General features: G+C 35.0%; 29 protein-coding genes, 1 tRNA gene and 1 pseudogene. 18 read left to right on the top strand and 13 right to left on the bottom strand.

The annotated features are described in order from the left end of the window. Positions 1-175 precede the first annotated feature (175 nt). The 5 genes from mutS (at position 176) to AAGD87_RS01930 (ending at position 7376) form a co-directional block, all read left to right on the top strand. Positions 176-2686: a DNA mismatch repair protein MutS gene (mutS, locus tag AAGD87_RS01950; protein ID WP_341817793.1), complete on the top strand. Its 2511-nt coding sequence runs from the start codon at positions 176-178 to the stop codon at positions 2684-2686. Between the two features lie 703 nt (positions 2687-3389). Next, positions 3390-3524 carry a hypothetical protein gene (locus AAGD87_RS01945; RefSeq protein ID WP_010962423.1) on the top strand — a complete coding sequence of 45 codons (135 nt, stop codon included), beginning with the start codon at positions 3390-3392 and terminating at the stop codon, positions 3522-3524. Between the two features lie 37 nt (positions 3525-3561). Beyond that, positions 3562-4740, top strand: a complete 1179-nt coding sequence (locus tag AAGD87_RS01940) for a ribonuclease D (RefSeq protein WP_264339586.1) — start codon at positions 3562-3564, stop codon at positions 4738-4740. A gap of 295 nt (positions 4741-5035) precedes the next feature. Then, complete coding sequence (coaE, locus tag AAGD87_RS01935; protein WP_264329792.1) at positions 5036-5623, top strand: dephospho-CoA kinase; 588 nt, start codon at positions 5036-5038, stop codon at positions 5621-5623. A gap of 349 nt (positions 5624-5972) precedes the next feature. Beyond that, a complete protein-coding gene (locus tag AAGD87_RS01930) occupies positions 5973-7376 on the top strand; it encodes an NAD(P)H-dependent flavin oxidoreductase (protein WP_341817691.1) in 1404 nt (467 codons plus the stop codon). 132 nt (positions 7377-7508) lie between these two features. On the opposite strand, the gene AAGD87_RS07770 is transcribed toward AAGD87_RS01930, so the two are convergent. From AAGD87_RS07770 to AAGD87_RS01905, 6 genes are all read right to left on the bottom strand, one after another. Then, entirely contained in the window at positions 7509-7736 is a 228-nt protein-coding gene (locus tag AAGD87_RS07770) for an IS3 family transposase (RefSeq protein WP_410541885.1), read from the bottom strand. Beyond that, positions 7729-7890 carry a DDE-type integrase/transposase/recombinase gene (locus tag AAGD87_RS07765; protein ID WP_010082071.1) on the bottom strand — a complete coding sequence of 54 codons (162 nt, stop codon included), beginning with the start codon at positions 7888-7890 and terminating at the stop codon, positions 7729-7731. The genes AAGD87_RS07770 and AAGD87_RS07765 overlap by 8 nt, the downstream gene beginning before the upstream one ends. A 3-nt stretch (positions 7891-7893) precedes the next feature. After that, positions 7894-8241, bottom strand: coding sequence for an IS3 family transposase (locus AAGD87_RS01920; RefSeq protein WP_082246251.1), 348 nt, complete (start codon positions 8239-8241; stop codon positions 7894-7896). Positions 8242-8312: 71 nt separating this feature from the next. Then, complete coding sequence (locus AAGD87_RS01915) at positions 8313-8606, bottom strand: transposase (RefSeq protein ID WP_007548709.1); 294 nt, start codon at positions 8604-8606, stop codon at positions 8313-8315. 170 nt (positions 8607-8776) lie between these two features. Beyond that, positions 8777-9949 (bottom strand): porin, encoded by a 1173-nt coding sequence (locus AAGD87_RS01910; protein ID WP_141456814.1) that lies wholly within the window; start codon positions 9947-9949, stop codon positions 8777-8779. Positions 9950-10011: 62 nt separating this feature from the next. Beyond that, complete coding sequence (locus tag AAGD87_RS01905) at positions 10012-10827, bottom strand: hypothetical protein (RefSeq protein WP_338481429.1); 816 nt, start codon at positions 10825-10827, stop codon at positions 10012-10014. Between the two features lie 233 nt (positions 10828-11060). Here AAGD87_RS01905 and AAGD87_RS01900 point away from each other — a divergent pair, with 233 nt between their 5' ends. Next, the gene (locus AAGD87_RS01900; RefSeq protein WP_182309896.1) at positions 11061-11846 is read left to right on the top strand and encodes an enoyl-ACP reductase; all 786 of its coding nucleotides are present in this window, start codon (positions 11061-11063) and stop codon (positions 11844-11846) included. Positions 11847-11862: 16 nt separating this feature from the next. On the opposite strand, the gene secD is transcribed toward AAGD87_RS01900, so the two are convergent. After that, complete coding sequence (gene secD / locus AAGD87_RS01895) at positions 11863-13218, bottom strand: protein translocase subunit SecD (RefSeq protein ID WP_264329758.1); 1356 nt, start codon at positions 13216-13218, stop codon at positions 11863-11865. On the opposite strand from secD, the gene AAGD87_RS01890 reads away from it, so the two are divergent. Further along, positions 13205-13486 (top strand): hypothetical protein, encoded by a 282-nt coding sequence (locus AAGD87_RS01890; protein ID WP_039964338.1) that lies wholly within the window; start codon positions 13205-13207, stop codon positions 13484-13486. The two genes, secD and AAGD87_RS01890, sit on opposite strands and share 14 nt — an antisense overlap. 129 nt (positions 13487-13615) lie before the next feature. Here AAGD87_RS01890 and AAGD87_RS07760 read toward each other — a convergent pair whose 3' ends face one another. The 5 genes from AAGD87_RS07760 to rsmA all read right to left on the bottom strand — a co-directional run bounded on the left by AAGD87_RS07760 (position 13616) and on the right by rsmA (position 17103). Then, positions 13616-13786 (bottom strand): DDE-type integrase/transposase/recombinase, encoded by a 171-nt coding sequence (locus AAGD87_RS07760; protein WP_080717647.1) that lies wholly within the window; start codon positions 13784-13786, stop codon positions 13616-13618. 565 nt (positions 13787-14351) lie between these two features. Beyond that, on the bottom strand, positions 14352-14486 hold the full coding sequence (locus tag AAGD87_RS01885; RefSeq protein ID WP_007548509.1) for a hypothetical protein: 135 nt from the start codon (positions 14484-14486) through the stop codon (positions 14352-14354). Further along, a complete protein-coding gene (locus AAGD87_RS01880; protein WP_007548354.1) occupies positions 14483-14617 on the bottom strand; it encodes an IS3 family transposase in 135 nt (44 codons plus the stop codon). Before AAGD87_RS01880 ends, AAGD87_RS01885 begins: the two co-directional genes overlap by 4 nt. A 63-nt stretch (positions 14618-14680) precedes the next feature. Further along, positions 14681-16174 carry an IMP dehydrogenase gene (gene guaB, locus AAGD87_RS01875; RefSeq protein ID WP_341817689.1) on the bottom strand — a complete coding sequence of 498 codons (1494 nt, stop codon included), beginning with the start codon at positions 16172-16174 and terminating at the stop codon, positions 14681-14683. Between the two features lie 116 nt (positions 16175-16290). Next, positions 16291-17103 carry a 16S rRNA (adenine(1518)-N(6)/adenine(1519)-N(6))-dimethyltransferase RsmA gene (gene rsmA / locus AAGD87_RS01870; RefSeq protein ID WP_264339302.1) on the bottom strand — a complete coding sequence of 271 codons (813 nt, stop codon included), beginning with the start codon at positions 17101-17103 and terminating at the stop codon, positions 16291-16293. Between the two features lie 78 nt (positions 17104-17181). On the opposite strand from rsmA, the gene AAGD87_RS01865 reads away from it, so the two are divergent. Continuing rightward, positions 17182-17254: transfer RNA gene (locus AAGD87_RS01865), tRNA-Thr, on the top strand. Positions 17255-17278: 24 nt separating this feature from the next. Next, positions 17279-18007 (top strand): triosephosphate isomerase, encoded by a 729-nt coding sequence (locus AAGD87_RS01860; RefSeq protein ID WP_182309892.1) that lies wholly within the window; start codon positions 17279-17281, stop codon positions 18005-18007. 74 nt (positions 18008-18081) lie between these two features. Here AAGD87_RS01860 and dprA read toward each other — a convergent pair whose 3' ends face one another. Then, positions 18082-19170 (bottom strand): DNA-processing protein DprA, encoded by a 1089-nt coding sequence (dprA, locus tag AAGD87_RS01855; protein WP_264339300.1) that lies wholly within the window; start codon positions 19168-19170, stop codon positions 18082-18084. A gap of 61 nt (positions 19171-19231) precedes the next feature. Here dprA and AAGD87_RS01850 point away from each other — a divergent pair, with 61 nt between their 5' ends. From AAGD87_RS01850 to AAGD87_RS01810, 9 genes and pseudogenes are all read left to right on the top strand, one after another. Then, positions 19232-19606, top strand: a complete 375-nt coding sequence (locus AAGD87_RS01850) for a ferredoxin family protein (RefSeq protein ID WP_010082601.1) — start codon at positions 19232-19234, stop codon at positions 19604-19606. Positions 19607-19970: 364 nt separating this feature from the next. Continuing rightward, complete coding sequence (locus tag AAGD87_RS01845) at positions 19971-20300, top strand: transposase (protein ID WP_007548762.1); 330 nt, start codon at positions 19971-19973, stop codon at positions 20298-20300. After that, positions 20284-20484 (top strand): hypothetical protein, encoded by a 201-nt coding sequence (locus tag AAGD87_RS01840; RefSeq protein ID WP_010082383.1) that lies wholly within the window; start codon positions 20284-20286, stop codon positions 20482-20484. The genes AAGD87_RS01845 and AAGD87_RS01840 overlap by 17 nt, the downstream gene beginning before the upstream one ends. A 19-nt stretch (positions 20485-20503) precedes the next feature. Further along, positions 20504-20911, top strand: coding sequence for a transposase (locus tag AAGD87_RS01835; protein WP_007548764.1), 408 nt, complete (start codon positions 20504-20506; stop codon positions 20909-20911). 270 nt (positions 20912-21181) lie between these two features. Next, positions 21182-22127: pseudogene (locus AAGD87_RS01830) on the top strand (D-alanine--D-alanine ligase). Further along, a complete protein-coding gene (locus tag AAGD87_RS01825; RefSeq protein ID WP_341817688.1) occupies positions 22108-22866 on the top strand; it encodes a cell division protein FtsQ/DivIB in 759 nt (252 codons plus the stop codon). The pseudogene AAGD87_RS01830 and the gene AAGD87_RS01825 overlap by 20 nt, the downstream one beginning before the upstream one ends. An 833-nt stretch (positions 22867-23699) precedes the next feature. Beyond that, the gene (locus tag AAGD87_RS01820) at positions 23700-24806 is read left to right on the top strand and encodes a D-alanyl-D-alanine carboxypeptidase family protein (RefSeq protein WP_010082605.1); all 1107 of its coding nucleotides are present in this window, start codon (positions 23700-23702) and stop codon (positions 24804-24806) included. Between the two features lie 114 nt (positions 24807-24920). Further along, the gene (locus AAGD87_RS01815; protein WP_341817687.1) at positions 24921-25220 is read left to right on the top strand and encodes a DMT family transporter; all 300 of its coding nucleotides are present in this window, start codon (positions 24921-24923) and stop codon (positions 25218-25220) included. Between the two features lie 15 nt (positions 25221-25235). Then, positions 25236-25580, top strand: a complete 345-nt coding sequence (locus AAGD87_RS01810) for a multidrug efflux SMR transporter (RefSeq protein ID WP_341817686.1) — start codon at positions 25236-25238, stop codon at positions 25578-25580. The last annotated feature ends 39 nt before the right edge of the window (positions 25581-25619 follow it).

Here is a 25619-nt window from a genome sequence, read left to right as displayed (position 1 = left end):
TTTTGTCATCAAATACTCCTACTCTTTATGTCATCCAAGTGTCCTGACTACTTGGATCCAAGAAATTTAATTGTTTTAAATTTTTCCCTCTATACACCTATTTAAAATTTATGTTATCCACATGTGCAATATAATCTATAATAACGTTTATCAATACAATATATTAAAAAATATTATGAGCTTCGTAAAAGAAAAAAACACCCCTGTGATGGAGCAGTATTTGAACCTGAAAGCTCAATACAAGGATCATCTGCTATTTTATAGGCTAGGAGATTTTTATGAGTTGTTTTTCGATGATGCTATTAAAGCTGCGAAATTGCTGAATATAGTGCTCACTAAGAGAGGTAATTCGTGTGGGCAAGAAATACCAATGTGTGGAGTGCCAGCACACAGTAGTGAGTCTTACCTGCACAAGCTAATAGATTTAGGATTCAAAGTAGCAATCTGTGACCAATTAGAAACTGCTGATGAAGCAAAAAAGAGGGGCTATAAATCCATAGTAAAACGTGATGTAGTGCGAGTTGTAACTCCAGGTACAATTATAGAAGATTCACTACTGGAGGATAAAAGCAATAATTATCTCGCATCCATAGTTGAACAAAATGACGAATATGCTATTAGTTGGCTTGAATTATCGACGGGAAAATTTTTTCACACTTTAACGAGTTTGAAAGCTCTAGATAGTGATTTATTGCGTATATCACCAAGAGAATTATTAATTTCTGAAAAATTCATTGAGGACGAAAAAATTAGATCGATTTTAAAAAATTATAAAATATCAATTACACAACACGTACAGAGTTTTTTTGAGTATAGTAAATCTCACAGAACGTTATGCGAGTTTTATAAAATCAGGGAACTTGGGAGTATAGGAAATTTCAGCAAAGTAGAAATCATGGCGTGCGGTGCACTGCTTGAATATGTCAGAGTAACACAAAGGGGCTCCATTCCAAGGCTTGAATTCCCGAAAACCTATAAGCAACAAAATTTCATGCTTATTGATTCTTCAGCAAGGAGAAATCTTGAGTTATTCTCAACTCAATTTGGTGAAAAGAAAGGTTCACTAATTTCAGTTATTGATCACACAGTTACAGCTTCTGGTGGACGCCTGCTCAAACAAATGCTCGCTTCACCACTTGCTTGCTCCAAGGCAATCAATTTGAGGCTCAGCACCGCTCAATTTTTTGTAAATAATCATGATTCACGCAAAAAAATACGAGAGATATTATCTAACATTCCAGATATTGAAAGGTCTTTATCGCGCTTAATACTAGGGCGTGGTTCACCAAAGGATATGAACCTATTAAAAATAGGCCTAGGAAAAACTTTAGAGTTGTCTGAGTTTCTGTCTACCTTGCATAATTATTGTTTAAGTGAAAAATCAGAAATTAACTCTCAGATGTCATTCCAGTGCTTGACCGGAGAAAAGGAACCAGTGTCTACTACTCAGGTGATAAGTAGTGACGAGAGTGAACTCAGCACAATACATAAGAGCCTTGGCAATCATAAAGACTTATTTGAACTGTTAAATAGTGCTATACTCGATAATAACCTCAGTTCCGTGAAAGAAGGAGGATTTATTCACTCAAAATACAACTCAGAATTATCTGAGTTATCCTACATATTAAATAATAGTAATAAACTAATAACCAAACTCCGTGAATCTTATCGCGACCTAACTGGCATTGCCGCACTCAAAATATTACACAACAACATACTTGGTTATTACGTTGAAGTGTCGGCAAATCACAAAATAACTTCGGATATATTTATTCATAGGCAAAGCTTAGCAAATAGCATGCGCTACACTACTAATGAATTGAAAGAACTAGAAAATAAAATTCTTACGGCACGTGATGCTGCAATCGGCTTAGAAATGAAAATTTTTAGTGAACTGTGTAGTGAAGTTGCTAAAGAGTCTGAAAAAATTGCTCTTGCTGCAAATGCTTTGGCAAAACTTGATATTAGAACCGCATTTGCAGAGCTTGCAGTGCAAAATAATTACGTAAAACCCATTATTGATGACAGCAAAGAGTTCAATATCTGTAGCGGAAGACATCCAGTGGTTGAAGTTAACGATAAATTCATTGCAAATAGCATCAATTTAGCTGGTATACATCTAATTACTGGTCCTAATATGGCTGGAAAAAGCACTTTCTTGAGGCAAAACGCTCTCATTGCAATTTTAGCTCACATGGGGTCATTTGTGCCAGCAGAGAGTGCACATATTGGAGTGATTGACAAGATATTCAGCAGGGTTGGCGCAACGGATAATATAACAGCTGGTTATTCTACCTTCATGGTAGAGATGATCGAAACAGCAACGATAGTAAATCAGGCAACGGACCGTTCCTTGGTGATACTTGATGAAATTGGTAGGGGCACAGGGGTGTATGATGGATTATCTATTGCACAGGCGGTGATTGAACATATTCACAATGTAAATAAGTGCCGCGCCATTTTTGCAACTCATTATCATGAATTAACTAAAGTAAGCAAATACTTGAAGAACGTGAAATGTTTTTGTGTAAAAATAAGAGAGTGGAACGGAGAGGTTATCTTTCTACATGAAGTAATTGAAGGCATTGCAGATGAGTCATATGGAATACATGTAGCAAAACTTGCTGGTTTTCCTGATTCTGTTTTAAATAGAGCAAGTGAAGTGTTTGAGGAGCTGAAGGCTTGAATCATTATTATAAGTGAAGAATTACCTATACAATCGTGGTAGTAGCTATAGAAACGAAAAACTTACTTGACACCCTTCGCCAGCGCCCTTATCATGATAGTGAAGCTATTGTATTTGCTTTCGCCAATCTGCAGATTAAAAGGTAAGGATTACTTAATGTATCGGCGTCTTATGTTCAATTTTTTGCAGTATATAGATACTGTATGTCTTTACAAAACTTCATCTACGTCTAGATTTTTATCTAAATAAGCTGAACGCGCTTATAAAGCGTTACAAGACATCAAAAAATGCCAATACTCGACAGAGATAGTAAAAGACTAGCTAACTCGGGGATTCTTTGTCTTTTTTTCTGCTTAGTAAATTTCTTAAACATTTGCAGCGTAAGTTAGTTGCAATTAAAAGCAGCTTAATCTTGCTTGTCAAGAGTTTAAAACATAAAAAACGCCAATATTTTAAAGCGGATAATAACCCCAGGGCTTCTTTTGCCTTTTTTTTTATTCGGTAAATTTCTTAATATTTATAGCTAAACGACAATCGTCATCCCGCAGCGGGATCTAGAGATACCGCGGCGGTATGACGTAGGACTGCTGTCATCCCAGTGCTCCTTTTTTTGTCATCCCAGTCTGGGATCTATTTTGCATGTAACTCCAATTGTGTTTTGGCATAAAACGCGACGCGTATTAGACTTATTTGCAAGCAAAGCTTGCTAGATCCAAGTAGTCAGGGCACTGGGATGACAGGAGAAGGAAGCACTGGGATTGGGATGGAAAAGGCTATTTGTGTGATGCCAATGAGTGATAGAAAGTTCTGCAAGAAGTCATTAATTGCAAAAATTTAATATAAGTGGTAAAGTAGAACCACTGAATAAAAAACATATGTTAATTAATACAACGTCGGAGCTGGAGGACATATGTGAGGGTTTGATAGCAAAAAAGCCAAAATTTATAGCAGTTGACACGGAGTTCATTAGAAATAATTTAATCTACTACCCAAAATTATCGTTAATTCAAATTTCTTACGGAGAGAAGAGTTTTATTGTAGACGCATTAGTGCCAGAAATTGATTTATCATTCATTAAGAAAATAATGCTAAATCAGGGGATAACCAAAGTGTTTCATAGCTGCCGGCAGGATATAGAATCCTTACTCACTGTGTTTAAATGTATTCCCACTCCCATTTTTGATACCCAAGTTGCTGCTATGTTTTGTCATTATTATCATGACTTTATTGGTTACTCAAAAGTAGTGGAGCAATATCAAGGAATAGCACTGGATAAAATTAAAGCTAAAAATTCAGATTGGTTAAGGCGTCCGTTGTCCGAAGATCAGTTAGATTATGCAGTAAACGACGTGGTACACCTATATGACCTATACCAAATATTGTGCAATAAACTTGAAGAAAATAATAGGATGGGTTGGTTTCAAGAGGAGATGGAATCAATAGTTGATATAAATAAGTATTTACATAGCCCAAAAGATGCATGGAAGAGGATTAAATTTAATTATGAAGTAAATCCAAGATTGATACTAACTGTTAAAGCAGTTAGTGAGTGGCAAGAAACCTTAGCACAGCGCTATAATATGAACCGTAATAAAATAATCAATAATGCTGTAATAGCTGGTTTTATTGAAAAAAATATAGAGCATGTTGATGAGATTTTAGATGATCTCAAGAGGAATGCAAAAAATATAAAAGATGCGGATTTACTAGAGTTTGTGAATATTTTTAATGAAAATGAGAGAAATTGGATGCAGCAAAACAACACCTTATCGAGTAATTATGACAAATCTGTACTTGATATACTCTCAATTATTTTAGATAGTAAATGTAAAGAAAGTAACATATCAAGGAAATTAGTTTCTTCAAAAGATGAGTTAACCGGGTCAATATCTGGACAGACAGATAAATTATTCAAGGGATGGAGATATGATTTTTTTGGCAGGTCAGTTGAATCATTTTTGAACACAAGCTCAAAATTTGAGATTTCAGCAGTGAAATCCGCAAATAATATAACCAAAATTCAGAGTAATTTAGTGGAGAATAACTGTTGCTAAAGTAACTTAGATTTATCGACAATCGTCATCCCGCTACGTGTTAGTGGCTAAGAGATACCGCGGCGGTATGACGGTTAAGTAGGGTGTCATCCCAGTGCCTTGACTACTTCGATCCAGGAAAATTGATTGTGCACTATACAACATAAAAGCTGGATTCCAGACTGGAATGACACCACCTACAAATTGCAATGTTCGTATAGTTATGTGCTTGACACTGGGATCTAGAAAATCTAGTTAATATATATAGAGAAACCTTAGCTATAGTTTCGAAAGAAGTCTAATGTGTTTTTGTTATATGATTATAGGTCTAACAGGCGGAATTGGGGTAGGAAAGAGCTTTGTAACTAATTGCTTTCAAGAGTTTGGTGCTGCTGTATTTGATGCTGATTCTGTTGTACACCAACTTTATAAAGTGGATAAAAGCATAATAAGTTATGCAGAGAAAAATTTTCCTGGAGTGGTAGTAAATGGTGAAATAGATAGAACAGTACTGTCTAAATATTTCTTAGCCTACGATGAAAATTGGAAACAATTTCAATCTTTGGTTCACTCTGCTGTGCTGCGTGAATTAGAATTTTTTATTGCCAAGGAAAAAAAGATCGATAGAAAACTTTTAGTTTTAGATGTGCCACTTCTATTAGAAACAAAATTTTATTTATATTGCGACCTTATTGTTTTTGTTCATGCAGATAGCGTTGTGCAAGCTCAAAGACTTAACGAACGCAACATAGATAAAGAAAAGCTTAATCTAATCTCCGATGTTCAGTTATCTATTGAGGAGAAAAGGAAGATGAGTGACTTTATTATCGATACCAGTGTAAGCAAAGAGTATGTTTTTTCTCAAGTAAAAGATATAGTGGATTCATTAAACCTAAACACGTAGCTCTACGTCATACCGCCGCGGTATCTCTAGATCCCGCTAACAAGCAGCGGGATGACGGTTGTCAGGATCCCAGCAGCCTCCCTCCCCTGTCATCCAAGTAGCCCCCTATGGTGTCATCCCAGTGCCCAGACACTGGGATCCAGGAAAATTGATTGTGCACTATAGCAACATTTTTGATCAAAAACTGGATTCCAGTGTCAAGCACTGGAATGACACCCTTCCGATGGGAACTGCTCTCAAACTACAACAGCGTGAGTAGCTATAGAAGCTTTAATGATACAAGAAAAAATAAACAGCTATCATTTTTTCAGTAATTAAGTAAAATAGAGTGAAAGATTGCGAGGAAGTTTTGAAAAATAAGATAAAAAAGATAGTAATTTCAGGAAAGGAAGTGTGGCCAATCATCGAGGGCGGCAAAGGCATTGCAGTTAGTGATGGAAGATCAAGCGGAGCATTTGCTGCAGCAGATGCTGTGGGTACATTTTCTGGTGCAAATGCTAAGCTTATTGATGATAATGGCGAGTTAGTGCCACTAATTTATAAAGGCAAAACAAGAAATGAAAAGCATAGTGAATTGATTGAGTATAGTATTGAAGCTGGAATTAGTCAGGCAAGAATAGCAAATGAAATATCAAAAGGTCATGGAAGAATACACATGAATGTACTTTGGGAGATGGGAGCAGCAGAACGCGTGCTTCATGGCATATTGGAAAGAGCAAAAGGCTTAGTTCATGGTATTACCTGCGGTGCTGGTATGCCTTATAGGCTTGGGGAAATTGCAGCTAAATATCAGGTTTATTATTACCCTATTATCTCATCAGTGCGTGCTTTTAAAGCATTATGGAAACGTACTTACCAAAAAATATCTTCCTATTTGCTTGGTGGAGTAGTGTATGAAGATCCATGGCTTGCTGGAGGGCACAATGGACTGAGTAACAGTGAAGACCCAGAGCTACCACAGGCTCCATTTGAAAGAGTTGCAGAGCTTAGATCTTTCATGAACGAGATCGGTCTTTCAGAAACACCAATTGTTATGGCAGGAGGAGTGTGGCATTTGAAAGATTGGGAACATTGGTTTGACAATCTGCAAATTGGACCAATAGCTTTTCAGTTTGGCACTCGTCCACTTTTGACGAAAGAAAGCCCAATTTCTGCAGAGTGGAAAAAGAAGCTACTCACTTTAGAAGAAGGTGATGTATTTTTAAATAAATTCAGTCCAACAGGGTTTTATTCATCTGCGGTGAGGAATAATTTTATACGTGAGTTACAGGAACGAAAATTACATCAAGTAAATTTTTCAGAAAATGCCAGCGAAGAATCCAATAGTGAATTTGCAATGGGTAGCAGAGGTAGGAAGATCTACCTTACTGCAAAAGACAAAGAACTGGCAAATACATGGACTAAAGCAGGGTACACAGAAGCAATGAAAACCCCAGATTCAACTGTTATTTTTGTGACGCCAGATAAATTTAAACAAATAAGAGAAGATCAAATCAATTGTATGGGATGTTTGAGCCATTGTGTGTTTAGCAATTGGAAAGATCATGGTGACCATTCAACAGGACGAAAGCCAGATCCGCGTAGTTTTTGCATACAAAAAACACTGCAAAACGTTATACACGATGGTGATATTGAGAACGAACTCATGTTTTCCGGGCACAATGTGTACAAATTTAAGCAAGATCCATTTTATGAGAATGGCTACGTACCGGCAGTAAAAGAACTGGTGGAAAGGATATTGACTGGGTATTGAGTCAGTGACCTTACCCAGAAAAAGTGGAGAGAAAGTTTGGAATGTTTTTTACAAAAAGAATGATGCATCAAATTGTTCTGGAATGCAATAGTTATAGCTCTTTTTACAATAATCCGAACAGATCATAATATGCTACTGCTCTACCATAGCCATAAGCACATATCTTATCCTATTCGGACTATTGCGAGAAGTGCTATAATAGTGACGTTGTTTGTTATAAAAAATTTCTATGTATTCAAATATTGCAGTTCTAGTTTGTTGAGCAGAGTGTTGTGAAGTATCAATAAGTATTTCTCTTTTCAATGAGCTAAAGAAGCTTTCTGCAACAGAATTGTCGTAACAACAGCCTTTATTACTCATCTATATTCTTTACAGCTAAGAGATATTGATACCCTTGCGCAGTATATTGTGAACCTTGGTCACTGTGCAGCAGTAGATTTTTAACAGGTTTACGCCTATTAATGGCCATTAATAAAGAGTTCATAACCAATTGTTTATTTATTGCACTACTCATTAACTACCATACGTGAGAATTATTGCTGCCAAATATAGCCATCCCTCCTTGGTTTTGATGTAAGTAATCCCATACTTTATTTGGTTGATCAACAATAAAGTTTTGATCTAATATATTGGGAGCTACAGCTCTATTATCTGTTTGTTGTTTTTTAATTTTAAACTTTCTTCTCAGTATAGCCCTGATGTCATTTTTCTGCATAATACTTTGCACCGTTTTCAAATTGCAACTTTTACCCAAAGCCTTCAATTCAGCATGAATTTTAGGAGCTCCATATCTACATTTAGAAACTTGATATATTTTTTGAATAGCTTCGAGTAGCTCTTTATTTGCTGATTCTCTACTGCTTATTTTTCTTGTGGTCCACTTATAGTAGCCACTAGCAGAAAATCCTACATAATTCCTGTACTTTATAGCAGTTACTATATAAAAAAATATTTTACTCTTTTTGACTGGCCAGGGCTTTTTTTTAAATGTCTCTTTCCCTTGTTACTCTTGCTTTGTAAATCAAACCTCTCTTTGTCATAAGGTGCTACATCTGGAAATGCATTTGCCGCTGACTTTTTTTCGTTATATTTCTTCATCCATTTTCCTAATACACTATCCCTTATTCCTAGATCTCTTGCTACTTTTGCAACTGGTTGACCTACCTTTCTTTGTTCATTTGCCAGCTTAACAGCTTCCAATTTGAATTCTGCTGTATATTCTCTTACCATTTCTAATCCTCCAAAATTTTATTTTACCCAAAAAAACTCTTTTCTTTCTCTCCACTTTTTCTGGGTAAGGTCAGTTTACTGGCCTCTCCATGAGTGAGATTGAAAAATTAAGTGGAAATCTGTGAACGGTTACCTTGGATGACAGAAAAGAGTGTTGGAAGGAGGCAATATTAAAAACTTAATTTCAGTCCAGCCAAGAACACATAACCAGAGTTGTTATTTTCTATTTTAGGCTCTTTTGTACTAAACTTTACAATATCGAAATAGTATGAAGTACCTAAAAAAAGAGAATTTTCAAGACTTAAAGCATATGATGTTAACTCGTTTGTACCTTCGCCTGCAATATCCCTACCACTACTAAAATATGTTAAGCTCGATTTGTAAGAATCAGAACGGTAAGCGATACCTGCATTCATATAATACGTATTATTTGTTTCAGGATTACGCTTCTCACCAGATTTACCACCATTACCATACGAAAAAATGCAATCAAGATCGAACAATTTTAGCTTCAAACCAAAATTCCAGTGTAGTAATTGATTGCGGCATTCATAATTTTTAGAAGTCCCATCTGAGCAATCAGTTAAATTTTCTCTTGCAAATTCACCAGTTAAGGCAGTAGTAAAACCTATATCATCTGACAAGCTGTTTTTATAGGAAAGGCCAGCAGCAATTAAATTGCTGTACTGTAAGTTATTTTTTCCTGGAACATAACTGAATCCGAGTTGAAAGTTATAGATTTCAGGGGAGATGTAGTTAATTGATGATTGTTTTAACCCTAGTTCGAGTTCATTATAATCGCTATAAATATTGGGCTTGACCCAGAACACCTTGTCTTGATCATATCCAGGGTCACCATCCTTTTTATGATCACCGCGCAAATTTGCATAGTTTGTCCAATGACCATTTACTCCTCCAGCAGCTGCATAAATTTTTGAAGTGTTAATTAACATGCTCTGACCAACTAAACTTCTTTTACCATATTCAATTGATCCAAGTTCCTGGTTTTTTATGATAAAATACCATTCCTCCATGTCTAACTTTTCTATGTCTAACGCTTTTAGGTTTGCAATACCAGAAACCCCTGCCTTAACATTAACCCCCATTTGAGTATTTGGATAAACTTGCTGTAAATAAAGAAAGCGCAAGTATGAATAACTTGAAGTTTTATCCTTAGGCTTAGCATTGAAAGAATCTCTGTTGAAGGCGTAGCCGAATCTCAAATCTATTTTTCCGTCTAGTTCTGCATAAAATATTTCCTTATCCAAAATTGTTTTAGAGCTAGCACTATTCTGCAAAAACAATGATGAAAGCAGTGCTACCAGGTAGTACTTTAACTTCATAAATAAACTTAAATCTTTATAAAAATTTAAGTTTAAACTCAATATAAATAAAAAACAACTTTTCAGAAGGCACCGCTGGTAGATTTTGCTGCCTGTTTTTGAGCTATATTCCCATAAATTATTGATACACTTGGTAATTTTTGCATTAATAACTGCTTATTAATGGCAGAATGTATACGATTAATTATTTTAGATGTACTTTTTACATCGCAGTTAATCAAAACAAAAAGCACTTTATTCTCATCAATATACCCTAGAAAATCATCACTACGGCAATTTTTATAAAAATGTTCTATGATAACTTTCAGTGCATCATTTGTCTCGCTACAGCTACTATTTAAGCCAATTATTCCTATAGCTGCATTAATTTGATGTTGAAAGGCGAAATTCAATATAACGTATAACTCTAGAATAGTGGACTCATTGCCCGGTATATCGAATAAGTCATGGTTTTTATATTTCTTACCCATTAGATATTCATCTCTAAAGATTCCTAATTTATGGGACAAACTGATATCACGTATTAACAGCTCATAATTTATTTTATTACTGGCAAATTGTGCAGTGCGGAAAACTTTTACTTTTGTCCTGATATCTTCTCCTTTAGCATCAGTTAAGGAAAAATCTATCACTTTAGGTAATATATCAAGTAAATCGTGCCCATTTTCGGTATACTCTAAATAATTCTTCATGTCGTCAGCTGCTCTTGCACTTAAAATATTGATTAACGGCTTATTAAGTAAATTCCCTTCCTCGTATTTTAACAAATTCCTTGCGGCTTGATTGAGCCCTAAAATTAACACGTTTTTTTTCTTATTATCCTGACAAACAGATACCACAGCATCATCTTTTCTTCTTGCAGTTATGAAATCATCCATACTTTCATTCTATACAGCGTATTTATAAGTATAATAAGATTATATTAAGATTTACTTACTTATTGATATGCTTAATTAGGTATAGACAAAATGTCATACGGGATGGCTTTGTTGTAGAAGAATCAAGATTACTGTTTATAGACTTCAAGTTACTGCAAAAAATATTTTAAAACACAGTGATATCTTGACTTTACCTAGTTAATATTCCAAATTATAAAAAAACAGATAGTTCTATGACGACAAGTCTATTACAAGGCAAAAAGGGATTAATAACCGGAATAATAAATAAGAGATCAATAGCATACGGTATAGCAAAAACTCTCTCAGAGCACGGAGCAGAACTTGCAATCACCTACCAGAATGAAATAATAAAAGAAAAACTATCACCAATAGCAGATGAACTAAATGTGGAGCTAATATTACACTGCGACGTTTCAAATGAAAAAATCATAGATAACGCTTTCGAAATAATAGAGAAAAAATGGGGTACTCTTGACTTTTTGGTGCATGCAATAGCATTCTCCGATAAAAATGAGTTAGATGGTAAATATGTCAATACTTCACTGGATAACTTCCTCAATGCAATGCATATATCGTGCTATTCTTTCACTGCTTTAGCACAAAGAGCTGAAAAAATGATGTCAGGTGGTGGTAGTTTACTTACTTTATCTTATTATGGCGCTGAAAAAGTTATGCCAAATTATAACGTTATGGGTTTATGTAAAGCAGCACTTGAAGCAAGTGTAAAATATATAGCATGTGATCTCGGGCCACAAAATATCAGAGTAAATGCAATTTCCGCTGGTCCAATCAGAACTTTAGCATCTTCTGGAATAAGCGATTTTCACTTCATATCAGAATGGAATAGAAATAATTCTCCGCTCAGACGCAATGTTACAATAGAGGATGTTGGCAAGGCAGCGCTATACTTATTAAGCGATTTAAGTAGTGGCACTACTGGAGAAATTTTGCACGTCGATTCAGGATATAACGTTGTGGGAATGAAGGTGGTTGACTGAGATCTAAATCCTTAATTCAAAGCGCTAGTTCCTTCGGGTTCATACACAACTCTATCAGGAGTTTTGTGACTGTGATTGCAGAAAACATCGAACATAAAATTCCTATTGATAAAGTGACAGAAAAGCCTCTAATTGCTCCGCTGCCAATAATGAACATTATTCCTGCAGCAATTAATGTAGTGATATTTGAATCCAGTATTGTCTTTATAGCGTTTTTAAACCCTTCTTCAATAGCACGTTCCACTCTCTTGCCAGATTTTATTTCCTCACGAATTCGCTCAAATATTAAAACATTTGCATCCACCGCCATACCGACAGTGAGTGCAATACCGGCAATTCCAGGTAAAGTTAGAGTTGCTTCAAGCAGAGTGAGAATTGATAATATAAGAACTACATTAGAAAAAAGTGCAACAGAGGCCAATACACCTAATTTGCCGTAAGTGATGATTATAAATAAAGCCACGGCTATAATAGAGATTGTTGCTGCCATTTCCCCTGCCTTTATTGATTCTTCTCCAAGACTTGGGCCAATGTTTTTTTCTTCAATTATTTTAAGTGGTGCTGGCAGTGCTCCAGATTTTAAAAGTATTGCAAGTTCGCTTGCTTGTTTTTCAGTGAAATTACCGCTAATTTCTCCCTCTCCATTTAAAATTGGCTCACGTATTGTAGGTACTGTTAAGACTGTGTTATCCAGAACAATTGCAAAAGGTTTTCCCACATTTTCTTTAGTGATTTTTGCGAATCTTTTACTCGCTATGCTGTCAAATTTAAAATGCACTGTTGGTTTACCTAAGTGACCAAATCTAACTGATGCGTTAACCAGCGAATCACCACCTATTTCAGTTTTGCGGAATATTGGATAAGAATTACCTAAAGAATCCTTGAGCATGACAGTGGTTTCATGGTCTATATCCTGCACCTTGGCTATGTTAGTGTTTGCCAAATGAAAAGCTAGCTTAGCAGTTTTGCCAAGCAGAGATTTTATCTGCTTGGTATCTTCTACTCCAGGCACCTGCACTAATATTTTATTCTGCCCTTGTTTTTGAACGCTGACTTCCTTTGTGCCAAGTTTGTCCAAACGGCGCTGGACATTGTTTATTGATTCTGCAGCTACTTCACTGATCAAAGAATTTTTATAATGGGGTTTATACGAAATGAGAATTGAAGAATCTTTTCTATTTAGCTCTAAATTTGGATTTATCGCATTAATCAACACAGATGCTTTTTTATAATCATCAATATTATTTAAAGTTATAACGCTATTTTGTACGTTAGATTCAATATTTTTTGTTAGCAATGTCTCTTTTATTTCGTTAGCTAGCATGCTTAGCTTTTCCTTAAAATAGAAGTCTAAGTCTATGTTTAAAAGCAAAGATGCCCCTCCTTTCAGGTCAAGGCCTAAGTTTATTCTTTTTTTCGAAATAAAAAGCTTATTATCAAAGAAATTTGGCAGTGTTATGTATAAAGCAAATAAACAGATGCATAATACTGAAAAAGATTTGACTATAAGTCTGTTATACATAAGTTGTAGGTTTAAAATTGTAATAATTGATTGTAAGTTAAAAATAGATTTTTGTAAAATTCTCTATTTGACCTTACCCAGAAAAAGTAGAGAGAAAGTTAAGACGTTTTTATCATGAGAATAAATTGTGCAGGAATGCAATAGTTAATAGTAGAATGTCTACGTTATTTGTTATAAAAGATTTCTATGTATTCAAATATGGCAGTTCTGGTTTGTTGAGCGAGAAGTATCAATAAGCAGCTCCCTTTTAAGTGAACTTTTCTGCAACAGAGTTATCGTAACAACAGCCCTTATGGCTCATGCTGGAAATGATGTTTTTTGTATTCAATAGAAATTGGTAATTTTGAGAGGTATACTGTGACCCTTGATCGCTATGTAACAGCAGATTTTTATCGGGTTTGCGTTTATCAACGGCCATCAATAAAGAATCTATAACTAATTATCATGTTACTCATTAACCACCATGCGTGAATATAGGTCAATTATTGCCGCCAACAACCTTCTTTAGTTTTTATGTAGGTAATCCCAAACTTTATTTGGCTGATCAGTAGTAAAATTTTGATCCAATGTGTTCGGAGCCACAACTCGGTTGCTTATTTGCTGTTTTTTATTTTTGAACCTTCGTCTAAACTTGGCTTTAATGCCATTTTCTTGCATAACACTTTCTACTGTTTTAATTTTTGCCTAAAGCTTTTAATTCAGCGTGAATTTTAGGGGCTCCATATCTGCATTTATAGCACTTCTCGCAATAGTCCGAATAGGATAAGATATGTGCTTATGGCTATGGTAGAGCAGTAGCATATTATGATCTGTTCGGATTATTGTAAAAAGAGCTATAGAAGCTTGATGTATTTTTTGAATATCTGCTAGAAGCCCTTCTTTTGCTAATTCTTTACTGCTTTTTTCCTTAGCAACCCATACCACCAGTACAAAACCCTACATAGTTCCTGTGTTTTATAGCAATTTCTATATAAAAGAATACTTTACTCTTTTTCTTTGCCCAGGGCTTTTTTTAAGATGTCTCTTTCTCTTATTAGCTCTTTTTTTAGATCAAATCTTTCTTTGTCATAAGGAGCCTTTGCCTGGAAATGCGTATGCTCCAGACATTTTTCCATCATATTTTCTTACTTAACATACTACCATCTATACCTAGATCTTTTGCTATTTTTGTACTTGCTTGACCTGTTTCTTTAACCAGCTTAACAGCTTCTAATTTGAATTCTGCTGTATATTCTCTTCTATTTGTCATATTTTGAAAAAACGTTTTATTTTACTCCAAAAACGTTTTAACTTTCTCTCTACTTTTTCTGGACTACTCCGAATCGGTTGACAAATTGGACGTTTGATAAGCATAATTTGGAGCTTCTTGTGTAATGACTATATCATGAGCGTGACTCTCTCTTAATCCTGATGCAGTAATAGTAACAAATTTACAATTTTTTTTCATCTCTTCTATATTCCTATTACCAGTATACCCCATTGCAGCTTGCAATCCGCCAATCAATTGATGGATTACTCCTGAAGCTGGACCTTTGAATGGAACTCTTCCTTCCACTCCTTGTGGAACTAATTTGAGTTTTGAATCTTTATCTTGAAAATAACGGCTAGCTGAACCTCGTTTCATTGCACTAATAGATCCCATTCCTCGATAGCCTTTATATGCTCTGCCCTTATACATAATAATCTCACCTGGGCTTTCGTCAGTGCCAGCAAAAATCGAACCAATCATCACAGAGTCAGCACCAGCTGCAATAGCTTTTGCAACATCTCCTGAGTATTTTACCCCACCATCAGCAATTAGTCTGACGTTTCTTGCTCTACACGCCTCTGCAACATTCTTGATTGCAGAGAATTGTGGCACACCAACACCTGTAACTATTCTGGTTGTACAGATTGATCCTGGTCCTATTCCAACCTTCACTGCATCAACACCCGCATCAATCAACGCTTCAGCAGCCTCCTTTGTTGCAATGTTTCCGCCAATTAATTGCATATTAGGATACATCTTTTTTATTTCCCTAATGGTATTGATAACGTTTTCGGAATGACCGTGAGCAGTATCCACAACAACTACATCAACTTCTTCTCCGATCAAAGCTTCACATCTTTCTATACCATCTTTTTTACCAGTGCCAATTGCAGCGGCAACTCTTAGCCGCCCTTTACTGTCTTTACATGAATTTGGGTATCTATTGTATTTTTCAATGTCTTTAACCGTAATTAAACCTATACAACAAGAATTTTCATCTACGACCAAAAGCTTTTCTATTCTATTTTCATGCAACAATTTCATTGCTGAGGCACTATTCACTCCCTGCTCCCGCACTGTCACTAACTTATCTTTTGTCATCACTTCGGAAACTTTTACATTCATGTTCTGGTCTTCAATAAATCTCACATCTCGGTTAGTTAAAATTCCAACTAACTTGCGTTGATCGACTACAGGAATGCCAGAATAATTGTGCTCTCTCATTAATGAAATTGCTTCCGCAACTGTTTTATCCGGTGAAATCGTAATTGGGTTATACACGATCCAACTTTCATATTTTTTCACCCTTCTTACTTCTAAAACTTGTTCATCTATTGATAAATTCTTATGTATGCAACCTATCCCTCCATGTTGGGTAATAGCTATTGCAAAGTCCGATTCAGTAACAGTATCCATTGCAGAGGATATGAGAGGGATATTTAGTTCTATACTATTTGTTAAATAAGTTTTTGTATCTGCATCGCAAGGCAATATATTAGAATAGGCTGGCAAAAGAAGTATATCGTCAAACGAATAACAAGCTTCCATTTTTTTCATAGGCTTTATTTAAAGCTTATACGCCAATTAATTAAATTGCAATAGGCAAAATTAGCTAGGAGCCTTTAATTGTATAGCTCTAACTGTTTTTAGGAGATAGAAAAGCTATATGGTTGCTAATACATTTTATTGCAAAATAAGCATTCTACATTATTTGCCAGCAAACAAAACTGCTCAATAGTTAAGTTTTCTGGACGCTGGTTTCCGCTCAATTTAGCGTTTTCAAGGACAGTTTCAGCGTGGTTCGTTATATTTTGCAAGCTATTTCTCAGCATCTTTCTTCTTTGAGCAAAAACAGCACGTGTTAATTTTATTAAGGTTTCCAAGTTTACTACAAACTTTGGGGTAGGCAAAGGATTTACTGTAATTACTGAAGAATGTATTTTTGGTCTTGGAAAAAACTCTTTAGGTTCAATATCAAATTCCTTTTTTATATCACATAGTAACTGGCTTAGCACTGATAAGGAACCATAATCTTTAGAATTGGGTCTTGCCGTAATGCGATCTGCTACCTCTTTTTGAAACATTAATGTCAAGTTCGTAAAAAATTTTATATTATTTAACCACTTTAAAAATAACACTACCGAGATATTGTAAGGCAAGTTAGCAATAACTTTAACTGGGCGCTCTATCAGCTCTTCTTCTGTAACATGCAGTGCATCCGCTTCTATAATTCTATACTTTCCTTGATGCTCATTTAGCAGTTGGTCATGGTGTTTTACTAAATCTCTATCTTTTTCTATAGAAAGTAGAGACTTTGGATTATGCACCAATATTTCTCTTGTTAATGCACCATATCCAGGACCAATTTCAATGACATTAAAATTTTCCAGACTACCAGCTAAAGCGACGATTTTTTTTGTTATCTCACTCGATAAAATAAAATTTTGCCCTAGACTCTTTTTTGGCTTCAGTAAAAATTTTTTCATATTATTTTCATTATACAGTATTTTAAAAATTAGTTGACGAAAATTCATTGATAATTGTATATTATTAATGTGTTTAACGCCGGCTTAGCTCAATTGGTAGAGCAACTGACTTGTAATCAGTAGGTTGTCAGTTCAAGTCCGACAGCCGGCACTCTCACTCATATAAGTAAAGTTGATGTCCTTTTTAATAGTAGCAAATTGGAAAATGAATGGAATGCGTTCTTCATTTGTTGACTTTATAGGCAAACTTAACGACAAGAGCAACGAAATTACCTCTAAATTAGTAATTTGCCCTCCTTTTACGTCATTTCCAAGCAGTATAGAGTTGAACAATAATATTAATATAGGAGCACAGAATTGCCATCAGAAAAAGTCCGGTTCTTACACAGGTGAAATTAGCGCAGAAATGTTAAAAGAACTAGGGTGTACTTACGTAATACTGGGGCATTCTGAAAGGGCTAATGAAAAAGATAGTGAAATAAAACTTAAGTCCAAAACATCAATAGAATTAGGCTTACACCCAATTATCTGTGTAGGTGAAAATTCAGAAGATTATAAAAGTGGAAAAACAAATGAGGTAATAGAATATCAATGTAAAAACCGTTTGCCAACACATGGTAAATATACCGTAGCATATGAGCCAATATGGGCAATAGGTACAGGTCATATGCCAAATAATGATGCAATTACTGAGGTGATAGAGGTAATAAAATTGTGTACTGGTAAAAAACACATTATATATGGTGGTTCAGTTAGTTCAGAAAATATAGAAAATTTGTTAAATATTTCAAATTTATCAGGAGTTTTAATTGGCAGTGCAAGCTTAGATTTCGATCACTTTTATAAAATTATACAACAAGTTGAAAAAAAGTTTTCTCTTATCAATTCTAAAATCAGCAACTAAGAATCCTATGATAAATGTCATCATTCCAGTGTCAAGCATATATCTGTACGAACATCTAGTATAGCTAAAGTAATCTAGAAAATTAACGATATTTTATTCCCCGGTGAACGCTCTATTTTGTTTTCCAACTCTAGTTCCAAAAGAGCCATTAGAGCTATGTTGGTAGAAAGTCCGCTTGCTAATATAAGTTCATCTATATCAACAGGTACAGAGTTAATATGATCAACTATAACAGATTTTGCCTGTTGTAATTTTTCTTGTTTTTGGTTAACAAAATGGTGCTCAACATCAAATAGGTTTTTTTGCTGCGGAGGTAAACTAAACCTAATACTCTCTATTATGTCATCAGCGGATTCGATAAGCTTAGCACCGTTTTTAATTAAATAATTACTACCACTACAGCGTGAATCTAAAGGGAAACCAGAAACTGCAAACACCTCTCTCCCTTGATTTAAAGCAAAATCTGCTGTTATTAGAGAGCCAGAACGTTTCGATGCTTCAATCACTGCAACACCCAGCGATAGACCAGATATAATTCGATTCCTCTGAGGAAAATATTGAGGCTTTGGTTTAGTAGCAAATGGAAGCTCAGTAATTACTAACCCACCGTTCCCAGTGATTTTTTTGTATAGATCAAAATTCTCTTTTGGATACACCACATCAATTCCGCTTGCTGTAACAGCAATAGTGGGATGATTTTTGTATATTACACTGTTTGCTGCAGTATCGATTCCTTTTGCAAGTCCAGAAACAATAACAAAACCAGCTTCGCTTAAATCAAGTGCCAACTTATTGGCAAAATTTCTTCCATTCATTGAAGAGTTACGCCCACCGATTATTGCAATTATCTCACGGCTTAATAATGATATATCACCAAGCGCAGTTATTACAGGAGGACAACTAGAGATATTTCTTAAAAGATCAGGGTAATCTGGGTCACATGCGGGTATAATTTTAGCTCCAATTCTTTCTGCATTATTGATTTCTTCTCGTGCATCTTGAATGCCATACACCTTATTATTAGCCACCCTATTGAGATATTTCAACACCTCATCTAGCGATCCATGTGTTCTTAGTATACTAAAAAACTTTATTGGTCCTATAGTTCTAGCCAAGCTTAACCATACTTCTAATTCTTTGTTGTTCAATTTATTTATCTTCATAAAAGACTTGAATTTCTTATCAATTTAGTGTACCCAAGATAATACAAATATACAGTGTTTTATGACGCATTTTGTTACAGACAAATGCATAAAATGTAAATATACAGACTGCGTGGAAGTATGTCCCGTTGACTGCTTCTATGAAGGCAAAAACATGCTCGTGATTAACCCAGATGAATGTATTGATTGCGGAGTGTGCATACCTGAGTGTCCAGTAGATGCAATTGTAACTGATGATTCCATAAAAGATATTTTAGAACTAGATGAAGAGTTGCTGAGCAGCGAACAAAAAACTTTCAAGTTATTTTACGATATAAATGTAGAATACTCACAAAAGTGGCCAAATATCACAGCTAAAAAGCAACCCCTCTATACTGCAGAAGAGTATAAGGAAAAAAAGGATAAAACAGCTTATTTTGACGAAAATTTAGAGTAATATTAACAAAGAAAAAGATCAGACTCCTTGCATAACCATATGAAAAACTAGCAACTCACTCTTTTTTGTCATTCCAACGCGTGACGCACAATCGTACGAACATTGCAATTTGCAGGTGGCAGATGGTGTCATGCAAGTAGCTCTCCTTTGTCATCCGAGCCCCTATGATGTCATTCCAGTGCTCTGACTACTTGGATCCAGAAAAAAAGATGATGTCATCCAAGTAGCTGACATTGGTTCCTTTATGACGGTGTCATCCCAGTGCTTGACACTGGGATGGCTTTGTTGCATAGCAACTGAAAAAATCTGGTGGCTACTGACAAAATTCATTATAAAATAGCCATTTAACCTTGAAAGAAAAAATATGCCACAAAAAATGAGGGTCAGTAACCATAGCGAATATAACAAATTTCTAGAAAAAAGAGGAAATATTTTTCATTATATCAACGAAGCCATAGAAAAGTGGTACGAGAATGGTCCAAAAATACCAGGTGGCAACAATATTTATAGCGATAAAGTTGTAATTTTAGTGCACATAATAACTTGTTTATTTAGAATAGGCCTGAGGCAAACAGTTGGGTTTATAGCAGGATACCTTGAGCAAATTGGGAAAAATTTGCAAGTTATCAGCTATTCACAATCATCAAGAAGGTTTAAGAAACTCAATATTAAGATCAATGATTGCAGAAAATAATATGGAAGATATCGAAATTGCTATAGACAGTACAGGAATTAGTATATACAACAACACTCCTGGTCATAGCAAAGAAAATAGCGAAGATAGAAAGTATCGCAGCTATGAACAGACAAGAAAATTGCATGTAATGTTGAATACAAACAGCAAAAAAGCCATAGCTGTAAAATACAGTAACGGCTGATCACTATGGAGCTTGTGATTTGCTAAAAGAAGTCGATTTTCAGTATGTCATAAAAGTACTATATGCAGATAGGGCATATGACAGAGAAAAGCTCTATAAGCTGTGTAATCAATATGGTATAAAAACGAAAATTCCTCCGAAAAACAACGCAGCAGAGCATCCAAAGTTAGACTATATGGCTGAGAGAAATTCTGCAGTCAAGCTCATAAAGTCATATGATGAAGATGGTATAAAGAAGTGGAAAAAAGAGATGAGTTATGGAAAAAGATCTTATATAGAAAGTTTTTTCTCGCGACTGAAACAAACATTCGGGTTTAGTTTTAGGAATAAATCTGAGACAAATAGAGAGAAGGAACTACTTGTTAAATGCTATTTGCTCAATAAGTTCACTGATATTGGTATGGCTAAATTTGAGATAGCTTCATAAATTTATTGTGCGTTACCTACTATCCGAAGAGCGATGCAACAAAGCCCACTGGGATCCAGGAATTTTATTAAGTATAAAAGTAGCCGTTTTATGTTAAAATACAACGTTTTGATGATTATGAAAAAGCTGGATTTCAGACTGGAATGACACCACCTGCAAATTGCAATGTCTGTACAGTTGTGCATAGGATAGAGCTATAGAATTTTTCAAAGCGTTTTTTCTATTGAAGATAAGAGCATCTTTTATATATGCTATATAGTAAAACATAGAATGCCCATGATTCCAACTATAGCAATTTTAAGTGGTGGGTTTTCTTGTGAGAGAGAAGTATCGCTTATGAGTGGAAAAGCAGTAAAAAAGGCGCTTGATAGCCTTTCATATAATGCAATAGAAATAGATGTTGACAGCAACATTGCTGAAAAGCTTAAAAAAATTAATCCCCACCTTGCTTTTATCGCTCTGCATGGACCTTATGGTGAAGATGGCTGCATTCAAGGTTTACTGGAGATTTTAGGTATAAAATATACACACTCAGGAGTTATGGCTTCTGCTGTTGCTATGAATAAAGTGATGTCAAAGCATATATTTCGATCCCTTAGTATCGACACTCCAAAAGGTTATGTAATTAGCCGAGAAGATGTACTAAAAAATAATATTAAAATTGATTATCCGTACGTCTTAAAACCAATTAACGAAGGTTCAAGTATTGGAGTGCACATAATTTTCTCGCACGAGGATTACTTAGAACTGAAAGATAACAGTTCTACTATAATGGAAAAGATGATTATAGAAGAATACATTCCAGGTGTAGAGTTACATACTGCTGTATTGCTAAATGAAGCAATTGGCACTATAGAAATACGACCAAAAAATAAATTCTATGATTATGAAGCAAAGTATACAGATGGATTTGCAGAACATATATTTCCTGCTGAAATTCCTGACAATATATATAAAATGACCTTGGAACATGCACTGAAAATTCATCAATTTTTAGGATGCAAAACTATTTCCCGCTCAGATTTCCGTTATAATCCCAAAAATAACACTTTAAAAATGCTTGAGATTAATACACATCCTGGCTTTACTGAGTTATCATTAGTGCCAGAAATTGCAAAATTGGCAAAAGGAATCAATTTTAATGAATTAGTTAAAATTATTATTGAAGCAGCACAAAAATATTAGGGATTTAAGTCATGTTGAGCAATGTTACTAGAAGCCAAAGGAGTTTTTTGCGCAAGTGTGCCTTGGTTATTATCACAGCACTTTTTCTTACACTAATACTCTACAGCTCACTTGATAAAATAATAAATCGATTTAATTACTACTTTACTTGGTATAATGACTGCCTATCCATTTTATTACTCAGTAGTGGATTTTCAATCGACGAAGTAGTTGTGAGCGGCAATAAATTTACAAACAAAAAGGATATTCTAAGTTTGACAGATAGAACGCAACCTATCCTGTATATATCACTTTCAAAACTTGCCGGTAACATACAATCCGTAAGCAGATGGATAAAATACGTAAGAGTTCACAGAATTTTACCTAATACCCTACACATTAATATAGATGAACATAAACCGTTTGCTCTCTGGAAAGACAATAACAAGACCTCGGTAATTGATTTCGAAGGCAAAGTGATCGTAGATGACTATCCAGTAGATGATCTTGTTGTAATTACAGGACAAAACTCGTTATCAAACCTAGAATTTGTTAAAGATGTGTTAGAGAGTAAAACTCAATTAAGTGACCACATTTCCTCTTTTGCTTATATAGGGAATAGAAGATGGAATATCATATTTGATAACGGTTCCACAGTGAAACTGCCTGAAGATAATCCTTATAGTGCATGGGACTATTTAAACCACTTGCAAAATACAACTGATTTTACTTTCAGCGATTGGAGTATCATTGATATGCGTATTACTGATAAAATTTTTGTGAAGAGGTGATCTGCTGTAATCCAAGTAGCCCCTTTTCCTGTCATCCCAGTGCCCAGACACTGGAATCCCGCCGCGAACCGTCATACCGCGATTCATTCGCGGTATCTCTTAACATAGATCCCTTATTTAACCGCCATACCTTAACATAGATCCCGCTAACAAGTAGCGGGATGACGAGGTTATCGTCATGTCACCGCGAACCGTCATACCGTCACGAACCGTCATACCGCGATTCATTCGCGGTATCTCAGCCGCTAACAAGAGATCCCGCTAACACGTAGCGGGATGACGATTGTCGTTTAGCCACAAATATTTAAGAAATTTACCAAACGAAAAAAAAGGCAAAAGAAGCCCCGTGGTTGGCTAATTACTTACATTATACTTTCAAGTATGGCGTTTTTTTATTCTAAACACTTAATAACCGCGATTTAGCTACTTTTTAATGCAACTAACCTTTAGTCATAAATGTTTAAGAAATTTACTAAACAGAAAAAAAGGCAAAAGAAACCCTAGGGTAGCTAGTTATTCACTATCCATTTTTTAAGTTGGCGTTTTTTTATGTTTTAAATGCTTTATAAGCGCATTTTAGCTTATATTAGGTAAAAACCTAGAAATTTTATAAAGACATAAGGTGCACATAGTGCAAAAAATTAAACATGAGACGCCAGATACGTGAGTTTTTTTGTCATTTAATCTGTACGGAGAAGATAAATAAATAGCTTCAGTTTCATGATAAGGGGGCTGGCGAGGTTTGTCAAGGAATTTTTATGCAAGAGATCTATTGAAATGCCCCTGTAAAATTATACTATTAATTAGTACACTATAAATTTAAAATTATAGATATGTTAAGCAGATTGGTAATTTTGCTATTAGTTTTTATACTTCCTTTTTCTTCATACTCATACCAGTTTAGAACCAAAGCAAAGCAAGCAGTAGTCTTAGATTTAGCTTCAGACTCATTCATTTTTGACCATAATTCTGATGAAAAAATGGCCCCATCTTCAATGAGCAAGCTAATGACTTTATATATAGCCTTCGATTATCTAAAAGCTGGAATAATACACATGGAGGATAAATTTCGAGTAAGTAGAAAAGCGTGGGAAAGGAGAGGCTCTTCTATGTTTTTGAAAGAAGGTCAATCCGTTACGGTGAGGGAATTACTTGAAGGAATTACAATAGTCTCAGGCAATGATGCCTGCATAACACTAGCCGAGGGCATTGCAGGATCAGAAGAGAATTTTGTGGCTGAAATGAATGAAGTTGCACAAAATTTGAATCTGAATGACAGTCATTTTGTCAACTCAAGCGGGTGGCCAGATGAAGATCATTTTATGAACGCAAAAGACTTGGTAATGCTGGCAAAAAGGATTTTCACCGATTTTCCTGAATATTATGATTTATTTTCCGAACAATATTTGACATATAATGAAATTGTACAAAAGAATAAAAATCTTCTACTTTTTCACGATATTGGGGTTGATGGCTTAAAAACCGGTTATACAAATGCTGGTGGTTACGGCATTGTAGCATCTGCAAAACGAAATGATAGGAGAATTTTTGCTGTCGTAAATGGTTTAAACACTGAGAAAGAGCGAATAGAAGAAGCAAAAAGATTGATACAATATTCCTTAAATCATTTTAACACTAAGAAAATATTCGTTAAAGACAGCGTAGTTGAGGAAGTAAATGTTCTCTATGGAAAAGATAGAAAAGTGCCTATTACAGTTGCAAACGATGTTACCATAACTTACAACCGCAAATTGCATGACCAAATTAAGGTGCGTATTGAATATAAAGATATGATACCTGCACCCATTAAAAAAGGTCAAGAAGTGGGCAAAGTTTTTGTAGAAATACCAGGTATTGAGCAACAAACTACACCACTTTATGCAGCAAATGACGTGCAGGAATTGAATTTCGTAGAAAAGTTTTTTAGGATGTTGTTTTAAGTTTGATATTAAAGCAATTCCGAAAGAGAGATCTATTGCACTTTAGTGTAGTTTTAACTAACAATTTCTGTTACAATACAAGATTGAAATGTTACGAAAATGTGCTGGGTATATTTGTTGCTGTCTAGTATCCTAGAGATACTGTGGGCTGTAACACTAAAGTTTAGTAACAGTTTTACTAAAGTTGTGCCTTCGATTGCAACATTGGTAATTATGATCATTAGCATTTATTTTTTATCTCTTGCAGCATGCTTTCTACCTATTAGAGTATGCTATGCAGTTTCCTCTGGAATATGCACAATTGGAATAATTATAATTGGTGCAACCACTTTCACAGAGAATATTAATTTATCTCAAGTTTTATGTATCGTTTTAATTGTAATAGGAACCATAGGGCTAAAGCTCTCTATTTAAACCTAAAGTTTATGCATGAATTGGATATATTTACTCTTATCGTCACTAATTGAAGTGTTCTGGGTCATAACACTTAAGCATAGTTATGGATTTACTCATCTCGTACCATCAATAATTAGCATACTCTCCATGGCTCTTAGTACATATTTACTTTCGCTCGCTACACGTTCTATACCTATCGGAGTATGCTATGCAATTTGGACTGGAGTGGGCGCTATAGGAGCTTCGATACTTGGAGTTTACCTATTTGATGAACCAGTTAATTTATTCGAAGTAATATGCTTTATTTTAGTTACATTCGGGATTATAGGATTAAAATTGTTTGATACTGCAAAACAAACTGTTGATAAAATAGAATAAAAGATCCCACTGGGATGAAAGAAGCAGATACTCCATATT

The organism is Wolbachia endosymbiont (group A) of Pherbina coryleti (genome assembly GCF_964026875.1).
Taxonomy (GTDB): domain Bacteria; phylum Pseudomonadota; class Alphaproteobacteria; order Rickettsiales; family Anaplasmataceae; genus Wolbachia; species Wolbachia pipientis.
The sequence above is the reverse complement of the archived record's forward strand: the minus strand, read 5'-3'. Positions and strand labels throughout refer to the sequence as shown.

What these genes read in the sequence shown, in the direction of transcription:
- mutS (WP_341817793.1), top strand. Translation starts at nt 176, where the DNA reads ATGAGCTTCGTAAAAGAAAAAAACACCCCTGTGATGGAGCAGTATTTG.
- AAGD87_RS01940 (WP_264339586.1), top strand. Translation starts at nt 3,562, where the DNA reads ATGTTAATTAATACAACGTCGGAGCTGGAGGACATATGTGAGGGTTTG.
- coaE (WP_264329792.1), top strand. Translation starts at nt 5,036, where the DNA reads ATGATTATAGGTCTAACAGGCGGAATTGGGGTAGGAAAGAGCTTTGTA.
- AAGD87_RS07770 (WP_410541885.1), bottom strand. Translation starts at nt 7,736, where the DNA reads ATGAGTAATAAAGGCTGTTGTTACGACAATTCTGTTGCAGAAAGCTTC.
- AAGD87_RS07765 (WP_010082071.1), bottom strand. Translation starts at nt 7,890, where the DNA reads ATGAGTAGTGCAATAAATAAACAATTGGTTATGAACTCTTTATTAATG.
- AAGD87_RS01915 (WP_007548709.1), bottom strand. Translation starts at nt 8,606, where the DNA reads ATGGTAAGAGAATATACAGCAGAATTCAAATTGGAAGCTGTTAAGCTG.
- AAGD87_RS01910 (WP_141456814.1), bottom strand. Translation starts at nt 9,949, where the DNA reads ATGAAGTTAAAGTACTACCTGGTAGCACTGCTTTCATCATTGTTTTTG.
- AAGD87_RS01905 (WP_338481429.1), bottom strand. Translation starts at nt 10,827, where the DNA reads ATGGATGATTTCATAACTGCAAGAAGAAAAGATGATGCTGTGGTATCT.
- AAGD87_RS01900 (WP_182309896.1), top strand. Translation starts at nt 11,061, where the DNA reads ATGACGACAAGTCTATTACAAGGCAAAAAGGGATTAATAACCGGAATA.
- AAGD87_RS01890 (WP_039964338.1), top strand. Translation starts at nt 13,205, where the DNA reads ATGTTTAAAAGCAAAGATGCCCCTCCTTTCAGGTCAAGGCCTAAGTTT.
- AAGD87_RS07760 (WP_080717647.1), bottom strand. Translation starts at nt 13,786, where the DNA reads ATGGCCGTTGATAAACGCAAACCCGATAAAAATCTGCTGTTACATAGC.
- AAGD87_RS01885 (WP_007548509.1), bottom strand. Translation starts at nt 14,486, where the DNA reads ATGATGGAAAAATGTCTGGAGCATACGCATTTCCAGGCAAAGGCTCCT.
- AAGD87_RS01880 (WP_007548354.1), bottom strand. Translation starts at nt 14,617, where the DNA reads ATGACAAATAGAAGAGAATATACAGCAGAATTCAAATTAGAAGCTGTT.
- guaB (WP_341817689.1), bottom strand. Translation starts at nt 16,174, where the DNA reads ATGAAAAAAATGGAAGCTTGTTATTCGTTTGACGATATACTTCTTTTG.
- rsmA (WP_264339302.1), bottom strand. Translation starts at nt 17,103, where the DNA reads ATGAAAAAATTTTTACTGAAGCCAAAAAAGAGTCTAGGGCAAAATTTT.
- AAGD87_RS01860 (WP_182309892.1), top strand. Translation starts at nt 17,279, where the DNA reads ATGTCCTTTTTAATAGTAGCAAATTGGAAAATGAATGGAATGCGTTCT.
- dprA (WP_264339300.1), bottom strand. Translation starts at nt 19,170, where the DNA reads ATGAAGATAAATAAATTGAACAACAAAGAATTAGAAGTATGGTTAAGC.
- AAGD87_RS01850 (WP_010082601.1), top strand. Translation starts at nt 19,232, where the DNA reads ATGACGCATTTTGTTACAGACAAATGCATAAAATGTAAATATACAGAC.
- AAGD87_RS01845 (WP_007548762.1), top strand. Translation starts at nt 19,971, where the DNA reads ATGCCACAAAAAATGAGGGTCAGTAACCATAGCGAATATAACAAATTT.
- AAGD87_RS01840 (WP_010082383.1), top strand. Translation starts at nt 20,284, where the DNA reads ATGATTGCAGAAAATAATATGGAAGATATCGAAATTGCTATAGACAGT.
- AAGD87_RS01825 (WP_341817688.1), top strand. Translation starts at nt 22,108, where the DNA reads ATGTTGAGCAATGTTACTAGAAGCCAAAGGAGTTTTTTGCGCAAGTGT.
- AAGD87_RS01820 (WP_010082605.1), top strand. Translation starts at nt 23,700, where the DNA reads ATGTTAAGCAGATTGGTAATTTTGCTATTAGTTTTTATACTTCCTTTT.
- AAGD87_RS01810 (WP_341817686.1), top strand. Translation starts at nt 25,236, where the DNA reads ATGAATTGGATATATTTACTCTTATCGTCACTAATTGAAGTGTTCTGG.